This window comes from Enterococcus sp. DIV0561, assembly GCF_050539875.1.
Taxonomy (GTDB): Bacteria; Bacillota; Bacilli; order Lactobacillales; family Enterococcaceae; genus Enterococcus; species Enterococcus faecalis.
Genome location: NZ_CP172927.1, coordinates 1,060,286 through 1,081,463, shown reverse-complemented (window position 1 = coordinate 1,081,463; position 21,178 = coordinate 1,060,286). Strand labels below are relative to the sequence as shown.

The following is a 21,178-nucleotide window of genomic DNA, read 5'->3' as shown; positions in this document are numbered from 1 at the left end:
TAAAAAGAAAAAGCTTACATATAAACTCATTAAAACAAATTATACCTTAAAGATTCTAAAAAGACAATTGCACTTTACAATATGTATACTATCCAAATAATTTAAATTATACGGTATACGGGCTAGCTGTACTTTTAATTAAATAAAATAATATTTAATTAATTCTCTGAGTTGAAAAATGCATATCCAACAAAAAAAGAGGTTTCCCACCACAGTGGAAAACCTCTATAAACCTTGTCATAACAATGTTTTGAAAGACTATGCGTCTGGATTTGCGTTTTCGTCTTTGAGACCGTATTTTTTGTTGAAACGGTCCACACGTCCGTCGGCTTGTGTGAATTTTTGACGACCAGTGTAGAATGGGTGTGAGTCTGAAGTAACCTCAACACGTAATAATGGATAAGTGTTGCCATCTTCCCATTCAACAGTTTCTGAAGATCCTTTAGTTGAACCTGAAAGGAATTTGAAACCTGTTGTTGAATCCATGAATACTACTGGTTGGTAATTTGGATGGATATCTTGTTTCATACGTTTTTTCGCTCCTTTGCCCTGATCCATTTGCTGTATCAGAGTTATTTTGTCGGTATACAACAATGCTATCTTACCATGTTTTCAGTTGGTATGCAATTATCTTTTTGGATTTCTTTTAATTTGTTTACCAAACGAAACATCATGGAAAACTTCAAATAATTGTTGATTATTTTGGGTCCGTTTTAACATTTTTATGAATTGATCCGTATATTCCAGCGAGTCTCCTGACATATTATTTCTCAATTTCCACGTTTCTTCTAGTTGTTCTGGTGTCATTAGCAATTCTTCTTTTCGCGTACTTGATTTTTTAATATCAATTGCTGGGAAAATACGGCGCTCTGCTAATTCACGAGATAAATGGAGCTCCATGTTGCCTGTGCCTTTGAATTCTTCATAGATGACATCATCCATTCGGCTACCTGTATCCACCAATGCCGTGGCTAAAATAGTCAGACTGCCCCCTTCTTCGATATTTCTGGCAGCACCAAAAAATCGTTTAGGTTTGAAAAACGCAGCTGGATCTATTCCGCCACTTAAGGTTCGACCACTAGGCGGGACCACTAAATTATAGGCCCTTGCTAAACGAGTGATGCTGTCCATTAAAATAACTACGTCCCGTTTGTCTTCAACTAAGCGCATTGCTCGATCCAGAACCAATTCAGCAACTCGCGTATGATTTTGTGGTTGTTGATCAAAAGTTGAAGAAACCACATCGCCTTTAACGCTTCGCTCTAAATCAGTCACTTCTTCAGGACGCTCGTCAATTAACAACAGAATCAATTCCACATCAGGATGATTTTCTGTAATCCCATTAGCAATTTCCTTTAAAACACTTGTTTTCCCGGCTTTTGGCGGCGCTACAATTAAACCACGTTGCCCAAAACCAATTGGTGCAAATACATCAATCATTCGTGTTGATAATCTGCCAGCCGTGGTTTCTAACGTTAATTGTTTTTCAGGATACAACGGTGTTAGCGCTGGAAAATGTGGCCGCTCTTTCGCTTCTTCAGGATCTTTCCCATTGACACTTTCAACATGCATGAGTCCATAGTAACGTTCTGATTCCTTTGGCGGACGCGCCTTGCCAGCTACTTTGTCCCCATTTCTCAATCCGAAACGACGAATTTGAGAAGAAGAAATATAAATGTCTTCTGCACTTGGTCCATAATTAATTGGCCGCAAAAAGCCATAACCATCCTGAGAAACAATATCTAAAATTCCTTCCATGAAGAAAAACCCTTGCTTCTCAGCTTGTGCACGAATCACAGCTAAAGACAATTCTTTTTTGTTCATTTGGCTATAATAAGGAATTTTAAACTCTTTCGCGTACGCATAAATATCTTTTAACGTACTATTTTCCAATTCAGCCATTGTTAAATAGTCGCTCATTGATCCACCTCAAACGGACCTTCTTGTTCTTCGGTTTCTAGCATTTGAATATCAGCGCCCAAAGCAGTTAACTTTTCGATAATGTGGTCGTACCCACGTAAAATATATTCTACATTATAAATTGTGGTCGTACCTTCAGCCATCAAGCCGGCAGTGACTAAGCAAGCGCCTGCCCGTAAATCAGAGGCGACTACTTCTGCACCGTGCAATTGATTTGGACCATTTAAAATAATCATATTGCCTTCAACCGAAGCATCAGCCCCCATCCGCACTAACTCAGGGATATGCTTATTTCGTTGAGCATAAATCGTATCAATAATTTCACCAGTTCCTTGCGCTTTTAAAAGTAATGGCGTTAACGGTTGTTGCAAGTCTGTGGCAAAACCAGGATATGGATAGGTTTTCACCGTTGTCATTTTCAGATCATGTGACGGATGAACTTCAATCATGTCTTCTTCAATTGTCATCTTAACGCCCATTTCTTGCAATTTCGCAATGAAGCTTTCTAAATGCTCATAAATAACATTTCGAACTTTGATTCCTTCACCCATAGCTGCTGCCATAGCTAAATAAGTCCCAGCTTCAATTCGATCTGGAATAATCGAGTGACGACAACCATGTAATTCTTCGACACCTTCAATCCGAATAACGTCCGTTCCAGCTCCTCGGACTTTTGCACCCATGTTATTTAATAATGTAGCAATATCAATAATTTCTGGCTCACGCGCAGCATTTTCAATAATCGTTTTGCCTTTGGCTTTAACTGCGGCTAACATGACATTGATTGTAGCACCAATAGATACCATATCCATAAAAATTCGTGTTCCTTGTAAGCCAGCTTCGTCTGTTCTCAAGTACATCGCCCCATGTTCGTTGGTTACATGAGCGCCTAATGCTTCAAATCCTTTGATATGTAAATCAATTGGACGAGGTCCTAAGTAACAACCGCCAGGTAAGCCGACAACGCCTTCCCCAAATCGACCAAGAAGTGAGCCCATAAAATAATAGGACGCACGTAAGCTATTGATTTTTCCTTTTGGCATTGGCACAGAAACAACTTCTGTTGGGTCAATAATTAATGTATTATTTTCAAAAGTAATTTTAGCACCCATAATTTCTAAAATTTCAATTAATGAGTGAACATCCTGAATGTCAGGAACGCCATCTAAAGTCACGGGCGAATCTGCTAAAATAGCAGCTGGAATTAAAGCGACCACACTATTTTTGGCGCCGCTAATGGTTACTTCGCCCTTTAATGGACGATTCCCATTGATTACGATTTTTTTCATTTATATTCTCACCTATCTGTAATATACGTTTTCTAAATAAACTACCCAATCATTCTATCATAATCAAGCTTAAGAAAAAAGAAAACTTCTCAGGTATTTTAATAGAATGAAAAAATAACAAAAAATAAAAAAGACAGCCACGTGCTGTGGCTGTCTTTAACGTAACTAGTTGATTAAGCTTTGTTAGCTGAACCGAACCAATCAATGTGTTCTTCTGCATCTTTGATGATTGCAGCTTTACCTGGTGCTAATAATTTACGAGGGTCAAATCCTTTACCTTCTAAATCTTTACCAGCTTCAATATATTCGCGCGTTGCTTTAGCGAATGATAATTGGAATTCTGTATTTACGTTAACTTTTGAGATACCCATTGAAATTGCTTTTTCAATTTGTTCTTGAGGAATACCAGAACCTCCGTGTAATACTAGAGGTACATCAGAACCGACAGCTTCAGCAATTGCTTGTAAGTGATCAAATGCTAAACCTTTCCAGTTTTCTGGATATTGACCATGGATGTTACCGATACCACATGCTAAGTAGTCAATACCTGTAGCAACCATTTGTTTACATTCTTCGATATCAGCTAATTCGCCAGTACCGATGATTCCGTCTTCTTCACCACCGATTGAACCAACTTCACATTCGACAGAAATACCTTTAGCGTGAGCTTTTTCAACTACATCTTTCGCTAATTTTAAGTTTTCTTCGAATGGTAAGTGAGAACCATCAAACATGATTGAAGTATAGCCAACTTCGATACATTCTAAAGCAGCTTCATAGTCACCGTGGTCTAAGTGAATTGCTACTGGAACTGTGATATTCATTGAGTCTACTAAATTAGTAATCATGTCTTTAGCTACTTTGTAGCCGCCCATGTATTTAGCAGCGCCCATTGATGTTTGGATTAGAACTGGTGCTTTTTTAGCTTCTGCTGCTTCTAAAATCGCTTGTGTCCATTCTAAGTTATTTGTGTTATAGCCACCTACTGCATAGCCGCCTTTACGTGCTGCTTTTAAGAATTCTGCTCCTGATACTACTGGCATAAAAAATTCCTCCTAAGTTTTTAAAAACTTTATTTGTTAGGTGTTCCCTAACCAACGGTTCTATTTTAGCAGAATTCCTGACACTTTTCTAGTAAAATTCCCTTTTTCAGAAAATTTTTGTCTATTCTTTCACATAACCTTCATTTTTATAAAAAAACCTCCAGTTTTCCCGTTATCACTTTGGGATCTGAAGGCCGACTTGCTATTTTAATTTTTTCTTTGGCGGATAACGTTTCACCTTGTAGGATTGAAGCTCAGGAAATGTTCCAGTACTATGAAAAATCCGTTGTTCATCTTCATTGGCAAAACGCCCTAAAACAGATTGTGTTGGTAAAATATTTACAAAGGCATTCTCATCGATACTGTAAACTGCCTGTTCTAAATCATAGAGTTCATAGCGAGTAATGACCATCATAATCATTCGACCTTCTGCACCTGAATAGCCACCGATTGAAGGCAACAAGGTCATGCCACGAGCGATTTGTTGAGAAACTTCTAAGGCAACGGCTTCTGGTCTCGTAGTGACAATCATTGCTGTGACTTTTTGGTGACTGGTATGAATCATGTCGACCACCTGACTCAAACAGTAAATAGAAATAATAGTATACAACGCACTTTCCCAGTTAAATACAAAACCAGCCAACAGCACAATAATACCATTTAATAAGAACATAAAATTACCAACTGTTTTCCCTGTTGTTTTTGAAAGAATCAGTGAAATAATGTCCATGCCGCCAGTGTTAAAGCCCATTTTCAATGAAAGCCCTGCGCCAACGCCGACTAAGACACCACCCATAATTGCGTTCATCAAAGGATTCGTTGTGACTGTTACGATTGGCACAAACATAGTGACAACGGAAATGCCAATAACATTGATGAAACTAAGAATCGTTGATTGTTTCCCTAATTTTACAAACCCTAGAATGAAGACGGGAATGTTTAAAAATAAAATGAAGATCCCTGTATTAATATGGATTCCTAAATTTGTATATAATAATGTAGCAATGATTTGCGCAATTCCGTTCATCCCTGCCGAAAAAACTTTTGCCGGAATCAAAAAGAAATTCAAACCGACCGCAGAAGTCAAAGCGGTTATCGCCATCACTGCTATTTTTTTTATCGATTCATTTCTTTGGTAAGTACTAACCAATCGACTCATTTTTCTTCGCTCCTTCGCTATTCTTCTGACTTAGAATAACAGGTTCTATCCTAAAAGAAAAGGGGCTAAAAGCGAACATTGAAAATTTTTTTTGCAACGTTTCCATGAAAGAATGCGGGAAGATATCCCTAAAAATTGATCTTCTTATTTCTCTATTCAAAATGATTCTAGCCTAACCTTTTTTACTATTTCATGATATGATGAAGCAAAGAATATTTTAGGAGGTTTTTACATGGCTGCAAAAGAAGCAAGTTTTGATGTAGTTTCAGAGGTCAATATGGAGGAAGTCAAAAACGCAATTCAAATTGCCTTGAAAGAATTGAAAAATCGCTTTGACTTTAAAGGGTCAATTGCTGATATTAAATTGGAAAACGATAAACTAGTAGTCGTAGCTGAAGATGATTATAAAGTCGAGCAAGTGAAGGATATTTTATTTGGAAAATTAGTCAAACGCAATGTTCCGATTAAAAATATTCATTTCTCAGAAAGTGAAAAAGCCTTAGGCGGTACTGCTCGCCAATATGGTGATTTAATCAGTGGTATTGATAAAGAAAATGCAAAAAAAATCAACACAGCTATCAAAAACTCTGGGATTAAAGTTAAGTCACAAATCCAAGAAGACAAAATTCGGGTAACTGGAAAAAGTCGGGATGATTTACAAAAAGTCATGGCTCTTTTACGAGAATTAGATTTACCCATGGCTCTTGAGTTTAATAATTATCGCTAAAAAAATCCTTCAACTGTTAATGAACAGTTGAAGAATTTTTTGGTTTTGGTACCGGCCATTCTTGATTATTCAATAAAACGATTGGTCGGCGTTGAATTTTTTCTGAAAAAGCGACAATTGCTTTGAAGACCTTTGGCATAAAATAAAACGCATTTAATTCTTCTAAATCCAGTTCTTCTTCTGCCGTAAACGAGACACAAACCTCTTGTTCTGAAAGCATAATTTCAATTTTCTTTAAAAATTGAAGTTGCCGCATTCCCGGTACGAAATAACCAGCCTTTGCAACACGAGAGGTTGTAATATCTAATTTATCACTAATGATTAGCGCTAGCGTCATTAACTCTTCCGAATCAAAGCCATTACTATGATTTTCTATAGAAGATAAAATTTCTTCTTGATAAGGCAAACAAATCTTTTGCTTACGAAAATATGCTTCTGCAAATTGTTTCCCCCGAAGTGCATGTCCTGCTTTTCCTTGTAGCGCACCCACATCATGGAGCAGTGCCGCAATTTTTGCCGCCTCTAAATACTCCTCTGAAACAGCAAGTTGTTTCAAAATCATTTCCGTCATGGCTACGACATTGGTTACATGAAACCAATTATGGTATGCCCACCCAGCTTCCTCATCTTCCATTTGACCAATTGCATCATAAATTTGTCGAATTTCAATATCTTGATAAATGCGTTCATATAGCTTCATTTATTTTTTCTCCTTAAAATTAGTTACTGTTCCAAAAATTCTTTTAACTCTGTAGGATTTTTTTCGCTGTTTAAACCAACAATTAAACGAATCCGCGCTTTCGGTCCGTTTAAACCACGGGCAAAAACGACCCCCATTTTTTTCAAGCCAACGCCACCACCAGCATAATCATAGATATCTTCAGCAATGCCATTGGAACAACGAGAAACTAAAACGACTGGAATCCCGTTGTCTAGCATTTTTTGTAATGCTGGGAGCGTTTCTGGCGGTAAATTACCCGCGCCTAGCGCTTCAATTACTAACCCATCCGTTTCTGGGGTGTTTAATAATTCAAACATCCGTTCACCCATCCCCGCATAGGCCTTCACTACGTGGACATTTCCTTTCACAGAAGAAACATCGCAGACTTCTTGCGGTAAGACCTCTTTCGCAAAAAAAGCACGTTCTTTCGCAATGGTTCCAATTGGTCCAAAAGTTGGCGTCCGAAACGTTGCTACGTTCGTTGTATGTGTTTTTGTCACATAACGCGCCGTATGAATTTCATCATTCATCACGACTAAAACACCTTTATCGTACGATTCGTCTGAACAAGCAGTCCAAATAGCACTGATGAAATTATACAAGCCATCACTACCGATTTCGTTACTTGACCGCATTGCTCCTGTTAAAACAATGGGGATTTTTTTCTCTAAGGTTATATCTAAAAAATAAGCTGTTTCTTCTAATGTATCTGTTCCATGCGTAATAACCACGCCATCAATTGGTTCAGAATAAGCTTTTTGAATCCGTTCTTTTAATTGAAACATCCGTTCTAAGGTCATGTGTGGTGAGGGAATATTAAAAATATCTTCGACAACTAAATGAACCTTGCCAGAAAATAATGCTTCTTGTTCCATCAACGGATTTTTTTCATTCGGGGCAACACTTCCTCCTGCTACTCTCGACATGGAAATGGTCCCACCTGTATGAAGGACTAAAATGGTCTTCATTTGTTTCCTCCTTTGTTTTCTTTATTTTTTAACCAAAATTGTTTCACTTGTTGAATGAGTTGTTCATTGGTGTTTGCCTTTCGATGCGCCAACCAATGCGGCGGAAAGAAACGCTGGACACTTGGTAATTCAAATCGTTCGTCTAATAACAACACAAAGCCTTTATCTCGCGCATCTCGAATGACACGTCCAGCCGCTTGCAAGACTTTATTCATACCAGGAATTTGATACGCAAATTGAAACCCTTGCCCTCGCTCTTCTTGATAAAAAGTGCGAATCAGTTCTTGCTCCGGATTCATTTGTGGTAGCCCGACACTAACAATTATCGTACCAATCAATCGGGTACCTTTCAAGTCAATTCCTTCTGAAAATATACCACCTAAAACACAAAAACCGATGAAAGTTTCTTGAGGATTCTCTTTAAATTCAGCTAAAAATGCTTCTCGCTCTTTTTCGTTTAAGTCCGTTCCCTGAATTTGAGTTTTTACTTGCGGGTAGCGTTGGCTAAATACTTGATAGACATCATCCATATAGGCATAAGAAGGGAAGAAAATTAAATAATTACCTGTTTTTGTTTCACTTAACTTCCCTAAAAGTTCACTAATCTGTGGATAACTTTTTTCACGGTTTTTATAGGTTGTTTGAAGATGACTACCAATCATCAACAATTGATTTTCTTCTGGAAAAGGATACGGAATCCGATAACGTAGGCTTTCTTCACCTCCACCAAGCACTTCTTGATAATAATTCAGAGGTGTTAAACTTGCCGAAAATAAGATACTCGCTTTCCCTTTATCTAATCGTTGTGACAATAAATAAGCCGGATCGACACAAAATTGTTTCACAACGCAGTCATAGTTTCGCAAAGAAATAGACGTATAAAAGCCGTTGTCATAATACTCGCTGATTCGAAGATAACTTAAACAATCAAAATAAAAACTGAGAATCGACGCCAATTCCTCAATGTGTTGATTTTCTGGCAACCATTCTGCAATTACTTCTGTTAATCGATGTATCTGTTTAACTAATGAATCAATTGGCGCGCGTTGGGCAAAAAAATCCGTGTCTTTTTCTTCGCAGATTGCTTCAATATCATCAAACGTAGTTAAGACTTTTTGACAAGCTCTTTTTAATTGAACAGATTCTTTTTGCAATCTTTTTTGAATTTGCAAAACCGCATTCCTAGAAATAGCGGCCGAATACATCTCCCGTGAACGATTAACCAAATTATGGGTTTCATCCACTAAAAAAATATTCTCTTCTGCACTGTGGGGTTCTTCAAAGAAGCGCCGTAAATAAACCGTTGGATCAAATAGATAATTGTAATCGCCAATAATTAAATCACACCAAAGACTTGCATCTAGCGACAACTCGAATGGACACAATTGGTGCTTTTGTGCATACCGTTCAATAACCTCTCTCGTTAAATGATTTTCATGTTGTAATAAATCCCACAGTCCCTCATTTAAACGATCATAATAGCCGTCAGCAAACGGGCAATGTTCTGGCGTACAATTTCGTTCAGTTAAAAAACAAATTTTATCTTTTGCTGTCAACGTAATACTCTTAGTTTGCGCTTGTTTTTCGGACAGCGCTTTGACGGCATCTTCAGCCACTTGCCGCGTGATGGTCTTAGCTGTTAAATAAAAAATCCGTTCACCTTCTTCTTCACCAATTGCTTTCATTGCTGGAAAAAGAGTGGACATTGTCTTGCCTGTTCCAGTTGGTGCTTCCACGAAGAGCCGCTGTTTACTAAGAATTGTTTTATAAACGGCTACCGCCAATTCTCGTTGCCCTTTGCGATACTCCCCGTAAGGAAAACTAAGATTTTTTAATGATTTATTTCTCAAAATACGCCACTCTTCTTTAAAAATTACCCACTGTTCATAGCGCTTCATCAAATCAGTAAAAAACTCCGCTAATGCAGCTTCTGTAAAATGGCGTTCTTGTCGTGTGATTTGTTTTGTGGTGGTCTGATAATAAGTGAGTTGAAGCGTTATTTCAGAAAGTTGTTCTTGTTGGCAATACATGTGACCATAACACATCACTTGATACCAAAACAATTCGACCTTTTCTGGCGGCAATTCTTCAAACGCTGGTTCGGATGTTTTAATTTCATCAATGACCACTTGCCCAGTTTCTTTCACAAAAATGCCGTCTGCACGACCTTCTACACAATAATTATGGCCATTTAAAGGCACCTCAATTTTTAAAGATACTTCCTTTTGATAAAGGCTCCCCGCTTCCTTTTGCAACATTCGATGAAGGCGACTACCTTCTTGTGGTGTATGTTCACTCACATGGCGAGAATCAATACTTCCCCGCCTTAAAATAAATTCGACCACTTGACGAACCGCAATTTTTCTCGTTGATTTCACGTAATCCCACCTATCTGCCTCCCTATTATAGAACATACATTCGCTAAACAAAAGCAAAAAATCCAAAACGAACACAATCATGCGTTCATTCTGGATTTCTCTTTAGATTATCAACAATTAAAAACAACTCGTTTCTTCTAACTGTTTGGTTTCTTTTCCATTTGCTTTTGCCACGACCAATTGCGCCATTTGTTTAAACGAATTATTTAAACCAATGCCACCCTTTTTGGGCATCTTCACAATTGGCACTTGCTGATAATAGTGACTGACTGCTGGATTTTCTTCTGCCATCGCTGCAATTGCAGGAATGCCCGCAGCATTAAACTTACAAGCTAGACGAGCAGCCATTTCTCCAAAATTAGGATAATGCATGGCAGGTCCGCAAAGAACCGCATCGGCATGAAACTTTTTTGCAAAGCCAATAAATTTCTTTGCTACCTCTTCCTCGTTTTCCAAATAATATTGGTCACCACAATAAAGTGTCGCAACAATTTCCGCTCCTTGCTTCTGTAAAAATGGTAGCAATGTTACCCCTGGACCTAAGGGAGCTTTTTTACCACTTGGTTTCAGCTGAGCTTGTTCATCACTGCCAAATCCTGCTAAACTGTGGTTTAAGACTAAAAGGATTTTTTTCACGCCTATTTCCTCCTTATTTATAAATCATCGAAGTCAAAGGAATCAAAATCAATTTCTTCACTCTCTTCTTCTTGTGCTTTCCATTCTTCACGTAAATATTGGTCATCCATAACTCGAATAAAAGGATAGTAAATGAACATTCCTAGTACCAATAAGAGAGCTTGCAGAATTGATCCTTGCCAACCGCTGACTAAAAATCCTGAGATAATTGGTGGGGTCGTCCACGGCAATTGAATACCATTCGTCAATGGAACTAAGCCCCAATCCATAGCAAAATAGGCAATAATAATATTAATTGCGGGTACTAAGACAAATGGAATTAAAAGGATTGGATTTAAAACAATTGGCAACCCAAAAATGATTGGTTCGTTAATCCCAAAAACACCAGGAATTAGTGAAAGTTGCGAAAGCTTTTTAATTCGTTGACTTTTACAGAATAAGACCATCACAATGATTAATGAGAGTGTGGAACCGGCGCCACCAAATGTTGCAAACATATCTTGAAATTGTCCAGTGATGATGTTGGGAATTTCATGGCCGTCTTTGAATGCTTGTAAATTTTCAACAGACAATGCCCGCAAAACAGGATTAAAGACTGCGCCAACCACACTACCTCCGTTAATGCCAAAGAACCAAAAGAAGTGTAAAAATAAATAAGCAATGCTCATTGCACCTAAGGTATTACCAAGACTCAATAAGGGCGTTTGTAGAAATTCAAAAATAACATCTTGTAAATTACCATAAGGAGTTAAAGCAGCCAGCCAATTGACTAAAAACATGAGAGTAACAACTAAAAAGCTCGGGATCAGGGCCTCAAAAGACTTAACCACTGTTGGTGGCACTCCTTCTGGCATTTTTATTGTCCACCCTTTACGAACAATGGCCACAAATAAACGAGTCGCAATTAATGCGACAATCATTCCTAAAAACAAGCCACTGGAACCCATCCATTTTAAAGGTAAACTAGTAACTTCATAAACCTTTGAACTATTTTCCGGTGTAAATAATGTTTGATAAGGCGTTACAATAAAAAATGAAACCAATGCGATAATTCCTGCTTGCATTGCATCCACATTGAATTGTTTCCCTAAACTATAGGCAATACCGACAACGGCCAGAATGGTCATTACATCAAAACTAGCACTAGCTGGAACAGACATCATTGTCGACCAGTCTTTACCAAGCAAATGAGACATCCAAGTATCCCATTGTGGCAAAGGAAAATTAGCAATTAATAAGAAGACCGAACCAACAATCAACAAGGGCGTTGATAAAAGGAAGCCATCACGAATCGCTACTAAATACTTATTTTCTCCTATCACTTTTGCCAAAGGGGTCAATACGCGCTCTAACCAATCCAAAAATTTTTGCACGGTCGTCACTCCTATCTATTATTTTTTATTTTGCTTAATTAACCGCAGCGCTTCTTTCAATGCTTTTTCGCCATCCATCATGCCATAAATTTCTGGCGCAATTGCAGCGACAGGAATCCCTTGAGGAGCAAATTGTTCTTTTGTTTTTTCTAATAAAAAACGGACTTGTGGTCCTAATAAAATAGCAACAGGCTTCTCTGCTTCAACCACTTCTTGTGCTCTTGCAATAGGAAAAGCAGTAATCATTAAAGGCATTTGATGTTTTTCAACCACTTCCATCATTTTATTCACCATAATACTTGTAGACATTCCTGCATCACAAAAAAGATAAATTTGTTTTTTACTCATGTTCCTTCACTCTCCTCATTTATTCAATTGGTGCTTTGATTCTTTTTTCATAGGCAGCTAACCATTCTTGTGAAATCGGCTGAATCTCTGTGGTATGATTCTTGCCTGGATTTGCAATATAAATTTCTGGTTGCTGCATATCAGTACCAACCGTAAAAGTAAATTCCACATTCGTAGCTACGCCCCAGTCTCCCTGTTTGTTCATGGCCACTAGTGAAAAAGCTCCTGCTTTCCCATAACGTTGGGTCAATTTTTCGTGAAAAGCATAGACGGCTTGATCACATGCTTGTTGTGGCGAGCACCCTTCCCCCATTAAACGGACGATTTCATAAGAAAGACAGCCTTTCATTAAATCTTCACCTAATCCTGTAGCCGCAGCACCACCAATTTCGCTATCAACATAAAAACCAGAACCTGACAGTGGTGAATCACCAACACGTCCTGCTTTTTTCATGAAGAGTCCCGAACTGGAAGTGCCAGCTGCCATTGATCCTGTTTGGTCTAACGTAATAGCGCCAACGGTATCATGCCCATCATAGGGGTTCAACTGATTTTCCTGAATTTCTTTTAAACGCTTTTGCCACCATTGATTAGCGCGTTCTGTCAACATATTCTTTCTTTCAAAACCGTGCAACATTGAATATTTCGTTGCACCTGCGCCAACACGAAAACTATTAAACTTCTCTTTACTTAATGCTTTAGCCACTGAAATCGGATTTTTAACATCTGTAATTCCTGCCACAGCACCAATTGCAAATGTGTCTCCATCCATATAGGCAGCATCCATTTCTAAAATCCCTTCCTCATTAGGTAAACCGCCGTAGCCCACTGACTTATAAAAAGGATAGTCTTCTACTTCTTTAATTAATTGTTCCACAGCCGTGCCTGCAGCACCTCCTTGTTGTAATTCTTCTGTAGCTTTTAGTAACCCATCATGTGCCATCCGCCATGTCGCAATTGCACCCCAAGTCATTTTCCATCCGCCCTTTCGTTAACGCTTACATTTCTCCACCATTATAAACTAGTATATACTGTTTTGTATATACTGAAAACGAAATTTTATACAGAAAAATAGAAGATACACGTATGCGACCTCTACGAAACACATTGGCTTCTTCTCATACGTGTATCTTCTATTGGTTTTACGCTTCTGTTAATGCAATCATCGCTTGCATATAGATTTCCAGATTAAGCAGTAAATCTTTTTCATCCATATATTCATCTTGGTTATGCGCAATGCCTTTTTGACCAGGAAATGATGGACCAAAAGCAACGATATTCGGCATAAAGCGAGCATACGTAGCACCGGTAGTTGTAACTGGCGTCCCATCTAAGCCAGTAATTTGTTCATAAACCTTGGTTAGTTTTTGAACATTGCGCTCATCTTTTGGAAACAGCGTACTAGGGAGGCGGCGGATGACGGTCACTTCACTTTCTGGAAATAGTGCCTTCGTTAGCTGCGTGGTTACTTCGTTTTCTGTAATAGAAACAGGATAACGCACGGCCAATGATAACACCAATTGCTGTCCTCGTTTTTCCAACGCATAGGGCGTTAAAATCAATTGCCCGCTATCCTGATCCTTAAAGTCCAGAGCTACTCCTTCGCCATAGTGCTTTTCGTGAAAACTAGCGGTTAACCAGTCGAAATACTGTAATAAATTTCCTTTGACTAACTGTTCCTCGCTAATTTTCTGTGCCAATAAAGTAATCGCGTTCTTGCCTAGTTCTGGCGCATTGGAAGGAGCACGTTTTCCCGTGATTGCCGTTGTTTTTCCCGCAATCACCACACTTAATTGATCAGGCACATGGTCTTTTGCTTGATCACCCATAATCTGACCAATTTGTTCACTTGAATCATCTGGGATGGTCGTTGTGATTTCATAATTAACAATCCCTCGCTCCCCATAAACTACTGGATATTTACAATCTGGAGTAAATCCAAAAACGGGTGCGTTTTCCTTCTCTAAATATAAGGGGATATCTCCACTCCCACTTTCTTCATCCGTGCCAAACATTAAGCGAATGGTTTTCTTTGGTTGGTAACCAAGTTCTTTCAGTAATTTCATTCCATACAGGCAAGCCAAGATAGGACCTTTATTATCTAGAATTCCTCTACCATACAAACGTTGATTTTTTTTCGTTAATTGAAAGGGTGGCACTGACCAGCCAGAACCTTCTGGTACTACGTCTAAATGACCAATAATCCCCAGATATTCTTCCGCTGTTCCCCATTGCGCATAGCCAACTGCGTCATTGACAATCTCAGTTTGAAAGCCATAACGCTCTGCAAGTTTCAGCGTTTCTTCCAAGGCTCTTTTCGGTCCTTCGCCAAAAGGTGCCTCTTTTTTAGGCGACCCTTTCACACTTCGAATCGCGATAATTTTGTTTAAGTCTTCATAAAATAAATCTTTTTGAGCGGCTATTTCTTCTTTGATCTTCATTCGTTCCAAGAACCTCCTAGCTCCACTTGGTTGTTTTCAGACGGGCTATAGCGGGTCAGTGTGTTTTTAAACGTGTACCGATCTGCTCGATATAAAGAGACATCATATAAAATGGGGGTTGCATCAAGCGCATAGGTGATAGAGTGGACTTGTAAAAGTGGTTGGCCCACAGGAACATTCAATAATTCTGAAATTTCCGCTTCAACTAAAATTGCTTCAATTTCTTGATGCGAATAAGCAATCTCGACGTTTTTCTCGATTAAGCAGAAAAGAGAGCCCTCGAAGTCTTGCTTCGTATGGCCTTGTACGTATGCCTGTGGCAAATAAATTTTTTCAACTGTCATTGGCTCGCCGTCTAACATTCGGCGGCGAATCAGTTCATAAATCGCCTCATTTTTGCCCACTTGGAGTGCCTCCCGAATTTTCTCAGCGGGATGTACTACTTCTTCAAAGGAAATGACTTCTGTCTGGCTTTTTTTCCCGTAAGCTTTGGCTGCCTCAGTAAAACCTTGTAAGCCAGCGCGGCCACTTTGAATTTTCGCTTGCGACATCACATAACTACCTTTACCATGTCGTTTTACCAAAATATTTTTGCGAATCAAATCATCAATCGCTTTACGGATGGTCAAGCGACTGCAGTTATATTCTTTAGCTAAATCATATTCTGAAGGTAATTTTTGTGCACTTACATACAGACCGTCTCGAATCTTCTTTTCAATTTCTGCAGAAATTTGCTTAAATTTGGGTGCATTTTCTGTCATTTCATCGCCTATCTTTCTTCAAAAAAATAAATTTCCTAGTATATACCACACTGTCTATACTAAATCAATTTTTAAGAAACCGCAATCATTTGTTGCGTTTCTTAAAAATCAAAAAAGAAAGCGAGCCACAAGTCGGTTGGACTTGTGGCTCGCTTTTTTAGGAAAAAAATATGTTATTTCCCTTTCATCCGTTCTTTGCCTTCTTGACACATATAGAGTAGCGGACAGGCTTCACATTTAGGCGCTCTTGCTAGGCAGTGATAACGCCCAAAGAAAATCATGGTATGGTGCGTTTTCACCCAGAGTTCTTTCGGAACTTTACGCATTAAGGTTTGCTCAACTTCAGTAACATTCGCATTTAGCTTACAAATTCTAAGGCGCTTGGACACTCGTTCCACGTGTGTATCTACTGCAAAAGCCGGTTCACCAAAAGCATCTCCCATTACTACATTGGCTGTTTTTCTCCCCACGCCAGGTAAACTGACCAGTTCATCTCTGGTTTGCGGAACTTCTCCATTGAAACGTTCTAAAAGTTGTTGTGCGCACGCTTTAATATTTTTTGCTTTATTGCGATATAAGCCAATGGTTTTTATTTTAGCAATAATCTCCTCCACCGGTGCAGCTGCTAAAGCTTCTGGTGTTGGAAAAGCTGCGAATAAACCAGGAGTCGCTTTATTTACCGATACATCGGTTGCTTGCGCACTTAAAATCACAGCAATTAATAATTCAAAAGGATTCTTATGTTTTAATTCACATTCTGCATTTGGAAACATCTCATACATAATTTCAATAGCTTCCATTGTTTTCTCTTGTGATAGCATGGCCCACCTCCTTTTTATTCACTGTCTTCTGGATTTAACCAATTGTGTAATGTAACCTTTGGTAACGATTCTTGTGCCTGACCTTGTTGTTCAATCTCATTTTGAATCATAGAATCTTTTCGTTTTTTCTGATCAGCAGCCACTTGTTCTTTGGTGGTAATATTTTTACGCTCCCACGCAAGTAAAATACGATCAATATATTTCAAACTATACGCCTGATTTAAAACGGCTTCTCGCAACGCTAACCGGATTAATTCAGGGGAATAATGGTCTGTGTTCAACCACTGACCAATCATTTCTAATTCAATTGGTGAAAGTGGACGTCCGAATTCTTTTTCAAAGCCTTGGTAAAGCTGTTTAATTTCATCTTCGTGGTTTGCGACAACTTGTTTTTCTTTGCTCGTTTGTAAAAATAATTGAATCTTTTGAAAAACAGGCAGTAAATCATACGTATCCATCATTTGACCTTTTTGGTTTTGTTGTGTTTCAATTCGAATAAAACCGCGAGAAACCAATTGATTTAATAACTTATAAATCGTATCTGGCGTTTTACCCATCGTCTCTGCAATCGCCATTAAGTCTGGAAATAAATCGCCTGCATTTTGCGAACGAAAAAGTTGCAGTAAAAAGAGAAATTCATCATCTTTCAAACCAATTTTTTGGTAATGATCAAATAGTAAGTTTGAGATCGTTGTTTCACCAGCTTCTAAATATTCACGAATTGATAACATTGTTGTTGTCCACTTCCCCTTGCTTGTTTCACTTATTGCACATGATAAACATCAAAATAAATAGCTTTCATATAATCAATTAAATAACTAGGATTCAATTCTTCCCCCGTTGCATCATAAATTAATTGATTTGGTTTACGTGAAGCGCCGTACTGATGAATATGTTGTGTTAACCATTTACGGATATCAGAATAATCCTCCGAAGCTAAAATTTCATCAACAGATAATTCTTGTTTCATTGCGTGAAATAGTTGCGCGGCGTACATATAACCCAAGGCATAAGATGGGAAATAACCAAAGCTACCTCCAGACCAATGAACATCTTGAAGGACACCTTCTAAATCATTTCCAGGTGAGACGCCTAAGTACTCTTGGTATTTTTCGTTCCACACTTTTGGCAAATCAGCGACTTCCAAAGAACCATTAAATAACATTTTTTCAATTTCATAACGAATAATGATATGCAAAGGATAGGTGAGACTATCGGAATCAATCCGAATCAAACTTGCTTTCGTTTCTTTTAAAGAAGCATAAAAATCTTCAAAAGTAATATCATCAAAAGTGCCTTCTGCGCATTCTTGGAAAAACGGGTATTGTTTTTGCCAAAAAGCCCGGTTGCTACCAATGATAATTTCATTAAAGAGCGATTGTGATTCGTGAATCCCCATAGAGGCACCTTCGCTTAGTGGCGTAAAGTCAAATTTAGGATCAAAATTTTGTTCGTACATCCCATGACCCGCTTCATGAATCACACCAAATGTTGCCATTGAGAAATTATTTTCTTCCCAGCGCGTAGTAATCCGCGCATCATTTCGATTTAGAGCTGTCATAAATGGATGAACTGTATCATCTAATCGGCCTTTTGAAAAATCATAGCCTAATTGTTCAACCACACCAATCACAAAACGGCGTTGTTGTTCTTTGGTCATTTTTCTAGATAAAAAGTCAGTTCTAGGCGGCGTACCTTTTTCCGCTAAAACGGTCCGAATTTCTTGAATCCCTTGTTTTACTTGGTCGAATACTTGGTCTAGCTTCTCAACCGTCATCCCCGGTTCAAATTGATTTAATAACACATCGTACGGTGTTTTTTCTTCTTTTTGCCAATAAGGAATGAACTCTTTTTGGAACGCAACGACCTTCGTTAAGGTTTCTTCTAACAAGCCGAAATCTTGTGCAGCGCGTGCTTTTAGCCAATCTGTATGTGCTTGGTTTAATACTTTAACATATTCTTGCATACGTTCAGCTGGAACATTTTTATTCAAAGCATATTCTTCTTTTACTTTTTCAAAAACCAGTTTCCCTAATTCAGATAATTCTTCAGGGCGTGTCTCAAAATAGGCCAATGCTTCTTGAATAACTGGGCCAATACTTCGTTCAAAATATAATCCGGTTAAATACCCTTCTACTTCTCCTCGAAAAGGACTACTTTTTTCTGGCATCCCAGTTGATGAATCCCAGTCTAATAATGTCAAGGCATTTTTTAGTAATTGAATTTCTTTCACTTCTTGTAAAAATACAGCTTCCTTCATTTTTTACACCAGCTTTCTTAGTCTTCCCGTGGTTTTCTTGGTGGACGTGTTCCCCAGTATTGGAATAAATCTGTTCGTAAGGCTCCGTTGTAAAGCTTCCGTTTTTTAGTAGCTTTGGCACCATAATATTCTTCAAAAGCAAGATCACTCGTCAGTATATACTTGCTCCAAGTAGTTAACGGACGGAAAACATGGCCCATTTCTTTATACAAACGGCGAACACTTTCCTCTTCTCCTAAACGCTCACCATAAGGCGGGTTAGCTACCATTACACCATATTCCTTCTCGGTTGTAAAATCTTTTAAGGCCAATTGTTTAAAGGTAATTGAATCACCTAAACCAACTTCCTCAGCATTCGCTCGTGCGACTTCAATCATTCGCCCATCAACATCTGAACCACAGATATCTAATTCAACATCGTAGTCTGCCTTTGCCTCGGCTTCGTTACGTACTTTTTCAAAAATTGCTGGATCAACCCAATCCCATGTTTCACAAGTAAAACTACGATTAAAGCCAGGGGCAATGTTATGGCCAATTAATGCTGCTTCAATACAAATCGTTCCAGAACCACAAACTGGATCATAAAAAGGACGATCTTTGCGCCAATTGGTCAACATCACTAAAGCAGCTGCCATGTTTTCCTTAAGAGGTGCGCCCCCCTTTTCAATGCGATAGCCTCGTTTAAATAAACTTGGTCCAGTCGTGTCCAACGTCAACGTCACTTTATCTTTTAGAAGAGCCACTTCTAATTTAAACAAAGCTCCTGTTTCGGTTAAAGGCACCGTCGCTGGACGATGGTAAACTTCTCTTAAACGGTTAACAATGGCTTTTTTGGTGATGGCTTGGCAATCAGGAACACTATACAATTTTGACTTAATTGATTTACCTGCAACTGGAAATTCTGCATCTAAAGGCAAATAATCTTCCCAAGGAAGTGCTTTAACTTTTTCAAATAATTCATCAAAACTATAGGCGTTAAATTCGCCAACGACGATTTTAATCCGATCTGCTGTCCGTAGCCATAAATTGGCAGTAGCAATTGTTTCAACAGTGCCTTCAAAGACGGCCCGGCCATTTTCTAATTCACAGGGAATCCCTAAATCACGCAATTCTTTTCCAACTAATGCTTCTAAGCCACTAGCAGCTGTTGCAACAAGTTTGAATGTTTTTTCTTTCGTCATAAAAACTCCTTCTTGACTCTTTTTTATTGTCTGAAGCTAACAGTCCTGCCGACTACTGCTCCGCTTGTTTTTTGTAATTGTCCGCTTTCTCTGAACTAAACGGTCCTGTCCCGGCCTCTTTAGAACAGACAGCTTACTACTTTTATCTCAGTTTCTTTATTTTAACATTTTTTTATTCTTTTCGTAAAAAAAGCCTTCACAACTACGTTGGAAGGTCTTCCTGAATTACTTGTAATTTTCTATAAGCCATGTTCTGTATCACCAATTCTTCAGGAAAAATTGGTGACGGTCATCATCTATCTGCAGAGTAAACTCTGCCTCTTCTACTCGTTCATTTCCTTTAGAAGAGCGCCCCTACCATTGTTTGGGTTGCTCGCTCGAGGGGTTTACCGCGTTCCACCGATGGAGTTTCCCACATCGCTTCGTCACTGTGGCACTTTCAAGGATACTTTGACATAGTCGAAACCTTAGTCATTTTTCCTGCCGTTACTCTAAAAGAGTACCTTAGCTTATGATTTCGCTAAGCACGAACACTACAAGCATCTCAGCTTGTGCGAGCATGGACTTTCCTCAGCTTGCAAAAGCAAACCGCGATCACCCGAAAATTACAAATCTGTTTAGACGAACAGCAAAAATTTACACACTACAACAAGTGTCCGCTATTCTAACAAATGCTTTCTGTTCCTCGTGAAAACTTGACTTAAATTGTCTTGTTAAAATTGACGTGTTTGTGCATTATCAACATCATGGTTCGCTGGTTCTGCAGTCATTGACGGTGCAGAAGGCGTTACAGGTGTTGAAGGTGTTTCATCTAACTTTTTACCAAAAACTTCACGCTCTAAGTTTGATAAACGTTTTAAAATATCAAAGTTGGTCACTGCTGCACTTTTTGGTACTTCTTGAGCAACACGAGGCGTTGGTTGGGCTTTTGATAATTGGTCTAATTTTGCCATTAAGCGGCTGTTTTCTTCTTGCAAGCTTAATAATTCTTTATTATAAGCTTCGTAGTCTTTAATGACATTGTCTAAAAATTCGTCTACTTCAATTGGGTCATACCCGTTCATCATTTTCGTTTTAAATTCTTTTTGTAAAATGTCTTTAGGACTATATACTAAATTTGCCATGTTTACACCTCATTTGTTTATTTACGAT

General features: G+C 38.5%; 20 protein-coding genes and 1 other RNA gene. 1 reads left to right on the top strand and 20 read right to left on the bottom strand.

The window, feature by feature from the left end:
• Positions 1-258: 258 nt before the first annotated feature.
• From IGM13_RS05300 to IGM13_RS05280, 5 genes are all read right to left on the bottom strand, one after another.
• Positions 259-528 (bottom strand): type B 50S ribosomal protein L31, encoded by a 270-nt coding sequence (locus IGM13_RS05300; RefSeq protein WP_002357967.1) that lies wholly within the window; start codon positions 526-528, stop codon positions 259-261.
• Positions 529-627: 99 nt separating this feature from the next.
• Complete coding sequence (gene rho / locus IGM13_RS05295) at positions 628-1,920, bottom strand: transcription termination factor Rho (RefSeq protein ID WP_002357968.1); 1,293 nt, start codon at positions 1,918-1,920, stop codon at positions 628-630.
• Positions 1,917-3,209 (bottom strand): UDP-N-acetylglucosamine 1-carboxyvinyltransferase, encoded by a 1,293-nt coding sequence (locus IGM13_RS05290; protein ID WP_002357969.1) that lies wholly within the window; start codon positions 3,207-3,209, stop codon positions 1,917-1,919. Before IGM13_RS05290 ends, rho begins: the two co-directional genes overlap by 4 nt.
• A 173-nt stretch (positions 3,210-3,382) precedes the next feature.
• Positions 3,383-4,252 carry a class II fructose-bisphosphate aldolase gene (locus tag IGM13_RS05285; RefSeq protein ID WP_002357972.1) on the bottom strand — a complete coding sequence of 290 codons (870 nt, stop codon included), beginning with the start codon at positions 4,250-4,252 and terminating at the stop codon, positions 3,383-3,385.
• A 202-nt stretch (positions 4,253-4,454) separates the two neighbouring features.
• Positions 4,455-5,411 (bottom strand): YitT family protein, encoded by a 957-nt coding sequence (locus tag IGM13_RS05280; protein WP_002381974.1) that lies wholly within the window; start codon positions 5,409-5,411, stop codon positions 4,455-4,457.
• A gap of 232 nt (positions 5,412-5,643) precedes the next feature.
• Between IGM13_RS05280 and IGM13_RS05275 the strand changes: the two genes are divergently transcribed.
• On the top strand, positions 5,644-6,138 hold the full coding sequence (locus IGM13_RS05275) for a YajQ family cyclic di-GMP-binding protein (protein WP_002357974.1): 495 nt from the start codon (positions 5,644-5,646) through the stop codon (positions 6,136-6,138).
• A 16-nt stretch (positions 6,139-6,154) separates the two neighbouring features.
• Here IGM13_RS05275 and IGM13_RS05270 read toward each other — a convergent pair whose 3' ends face one another.
• From IGM13_RS05270 to gpsB, 15 genes are all read right to left on the bottom strand, one after another.
• A complete protein-coding gene (locus IGM13_RS05270; protein ID WP_002419186.1) occupies positions 6,155-6,838 on the bottom strand; it encodes an HD domain-containing protein in 684 nt (227 codons plus the stop codon).
• Between the two features lie 23 nt (positions 6,839-6,861).
• Positions 6,862-7,827 (bottom strand): asparaginase, encoded by a 966-nt coding sequence (locus IGM13_RS05265; protein WP_002419187.1) that lies wholly within the window; start codon positions 7,825-7,827, stop codon positions 6,862-6,864.
• Positions 7,824-10,286, bottom strand: coding sequence for an ATP-dependent DNA helicase (locus IGM13_RS05260; RefSeq protein ID WP_002419189.1), 2,463 nt, complete (start codon positions 10,284-10,286; stop codon positions 7,824-7,826). Before IGM13_RS05260 ends, IGM13_RS05265 begins: the two co-directional genes overlap by 4 nt.
• Before the next feature lie 36 nt (positions 10,287-10,322).
• Positions 10,323-10,841: a GrdB-related putative oxidoreductase gene (locus IGM13_RS05255; protein WP_002361637.1), complete on the bottom strand. Its 519-nt coding sequence runs from the start codon at positions 10,839-10,841 to the stop codon at positions 10,323-10,325.
• A gap of 17 nt (positions 10,842-10,858) precedes the next feature.
• The gene (celB, locus tag IGM13_RS05250) at positions 10,859-12,214 is read right to left on the bottom strand and encodes a PTS cellobiose transporter subunit IIC (protein WP_002419190.1); all 1,356 of its coding nucleotides are present in this window, start codon (positions 12,212-12,214) and stop codon (positions 10,859-10,861) included.
• Between the two features lie 18 nt (positions 12,215-12,232).
• Complete coding sequence (locus tag IGM13_RS05245; RefSeq protein ID WP_002357981.1) at positions 12,233-12,562, bottom strand: PTS sugar transporter subunit IIB; 330 nt, start codon at positions 12,560-12,562, stop codon at positions 12,233-12,235.
• A 19-nt stretch (positions 12,563-12,581) separates the two neighbouring features.
• Positions 12,582-13,535 carry a N(4)-(beta-N-acetylglucosaminyl)-L-asparaginase gene (locus tag IGM13_RS05240; protein WP_002380170.1) on the bottom strand — a complete coding sequence of 318 codons (954 nt, stop codon included), beginning with the start codon at positions 13,533-13,535 and terminating at the stop codon, positions 12,582-12,584.
• A 169-nt stretch (positions 13,536-13,704) separates the two neighbouring features.
• Positions 13,705-15,003, bottom strand: a complete 1,299-nt coding sequence (locus IGM13_RS05235; protein ID WP_002419191.1) for a Sapep family Mn(2+)-dependent dipeptidase — start codon at positions 15,001-15,003, stop codon at positions 13,705-13,707.
• A complete protein-coding gene (locus IGM13_RS05230; protein ID WP_002357984.1) occupies positions 15,000-15,764 on the bottom strand; it encodes a GntR family transcriptional regulator, LSA1692 subfamily in 765 nt (254 codons plus the stop codon). Before IGM13_RS05230 ends, IGM13_RS05235 begins: the two co-directional genes overlap by 4 nt.
• Positions 15,765-15,937: 173 nt before the next feature.
• A complete protein-coding gene (nth, locus tag IGM13_RS05225) occupies positions 15,938-16,585 on the bottom strand; it encodes an endonuclease III (protein WP_002384704.1) in 648 nt (215 codons plus the stop codon).
• A 14-nt stretch (positions 16,586-16,599) separates the two neighbouring features.
• Entirely contained in the window at positions 16,600-17,316 is a 717-nt protein-coding gene (locus IGM13_RS05220) for a DnaD domain protein (protein WP_002382137.1), read from the bottom strand.
• 32 nt (positions 17,317-17,348) lie between these two features.
• The gene (locus tag IGM13_RS05215; protein WP_002419861.1) at positions 17,349-18,845 is read right to left on the bottom strand and encodes a carboxypeptidase M32; all 1,497 of its coding nucleotides are present in this window, start codon (positions 18,843-18,845) and stop codon (positions 17,349-17,351) included.
• A gap of 17 nt (positions 18,846-18,862) precedes the next feature.
• Complete coding sequence (locus IGM13_RS05210) at positions 18,863-20,026, bottom strand: THUMP domain-containing class I SAM-dependent RNA methyltransferase (RefSeq protein ID WP_002419860.1); 1,164 nt, start codon at positions 20,024-20,026, stop codon at positions 18,863-18,865.
• A gap of 237 nt (positions 20,027-20,263) precedes the next feature.
• Positions 20,264-20,632: RNase P RNA component class B (gene rnpB, locus IGM13_RS05205), an RNA gene on the bottom strand.
• A 107-nt stretch (positions 20,633-20,739) separates the two neighbouring features.
• Positions 20,740-21,150, bottom strand: coding sequence for a cell division regulator GpsB (gene gpsB, locus IGM13_RS05200; RefSeq protein ID WP_002357990.1), 411 nt, complete (start codon positions 21,148-21,150; stop codon positions 20,740-20,742).
• Between the last annotated feature and the right edge of the window lie 28 nt (positions 21,151-21,178).

Bases quoted from the DNA above. Each gene is read 5' to 3' on its own strand.
- IGM13_RS05270 (WP_002419186.1), bottom strand. From the start codon at position 6,838: ATGAAGCTATATGAACGCATTTATCAAGATATTGAAATTCGACAAATT.
- IGM13_RS05280 (WP_002381974.1), bottom strand. From the start codon at position 5,411: ATGAGTCGATTGGTTAGTACTTACCAAAGAAATGAATCGATAAAAAAA.
- IGM13_RS05260 (WP_002419189.1), bottom strand. From the start codon at position 10,286: ATGATTGTGTTCGTTTTGGATTTTTTGCTTTTGTTTAGCGAATGTATG.
- gpsB (WP_002357990.1), bottom strand. From the start codon at position 21,150: ATGGCAAATTTAGTATATAGTCCTAAAGACATTTTACAAAAAGAATTT.
- IGM13_RS05290 (WP_002357969.1), bottom strand. From the start codon at position 3,209: ATGAAAAAAATCGTAATCAATGGGAATCGTCCATTAAAGGGCGAAGTA.
- IGM13_RS05300 (WP_002357967.1), bottom strand. From the start codon at position 528: ATGAAACAAGATATCCATCCAAATTACCAACCAGTAGTATTCATGGAT.
- IGM13_RS05210 (WP_002419860.1), bottom strand. From the start codon at position 20,026: ATGACGAAAGAAAAAACATTCAAACTTGTTGCAACAGCTGCTAGTGGC.
- IGM13_RS05240 (WP_002380170.1), bottom strand. From the start codon at position 13,535: ATGACTTGGGGTGCAATTGCGACATGGCGGATGGCACATGATGGGTTA.
- IGM13_RS05235 (WP_002419191.1), bottom strand. From the start codon at position 15,003: ATGAAGATCAAAGAAGAAATAGCCGCTCAAAAAGATTTATTTTATGAA.
- IGM13_RS05265 (WP_002419187.1), bottom strand. From the start codon at position 7,827: ATGAAGACCATTTTAGTCCTTCATACAGGTGGGACCATTTCCATGTCG.
- IGM13_RS05230 (WP_002357984.1), bottom strand. From the start codon at position 15,764: ATGACAGAAAATGCACCCAAATTTAAGCAAATTTCTGCAGAAATTGAA.
- rho (WP_002357968.1), bottom strand. From the start codon at position 1,920: ATGAGCGACTATTTAACAATGGCTGAATTGGAAAATAGTACGTTAAAA.
- IGM13_RS05275 (WP_002357974.1), top strand. From the start codon at position 5,644: ATGGCTGCAAAAGAAGCAAGTTTTGATGTAGTTTCAGAGGTCAATATG.
- IGM13_RS05220 (WP_002382137.1), bottom strand. From the start codon at position 17,316: ATGTTATCAATTCGTGAATATTTAGAAGCTGGTGAAACAACGATCTCA.
- IGM13_RS05245 (WP_002357981.1), bottom strand. From the start codon at position 12,562: ATGAGTAAAAAACAAATTTATCTTTTTTGTGATGCAGGAATGTCTACA.
- nth (WP_002384704.1), bottom strand. From the start codon at position 16,585: ATGCTATCACAAGAGAAAACAATGGAAGCTATTGAAATTATGTATGAG.
- IGM13_RS05285 (WP_002357972.1), bottom strand. From the start codon at position 4,252: ATGCCAGTAGTATCAGGAGCAGAATTCTTAAAAGCAGCACGTAAAGGC.
- IGM13_RS05215 (WP_002419861.1), bottom strand. From the start codon at position 18,845: ATGAAGGAAGCTGTATTTTTACAAGAAGTGAAAGAAATTCAATTACTA.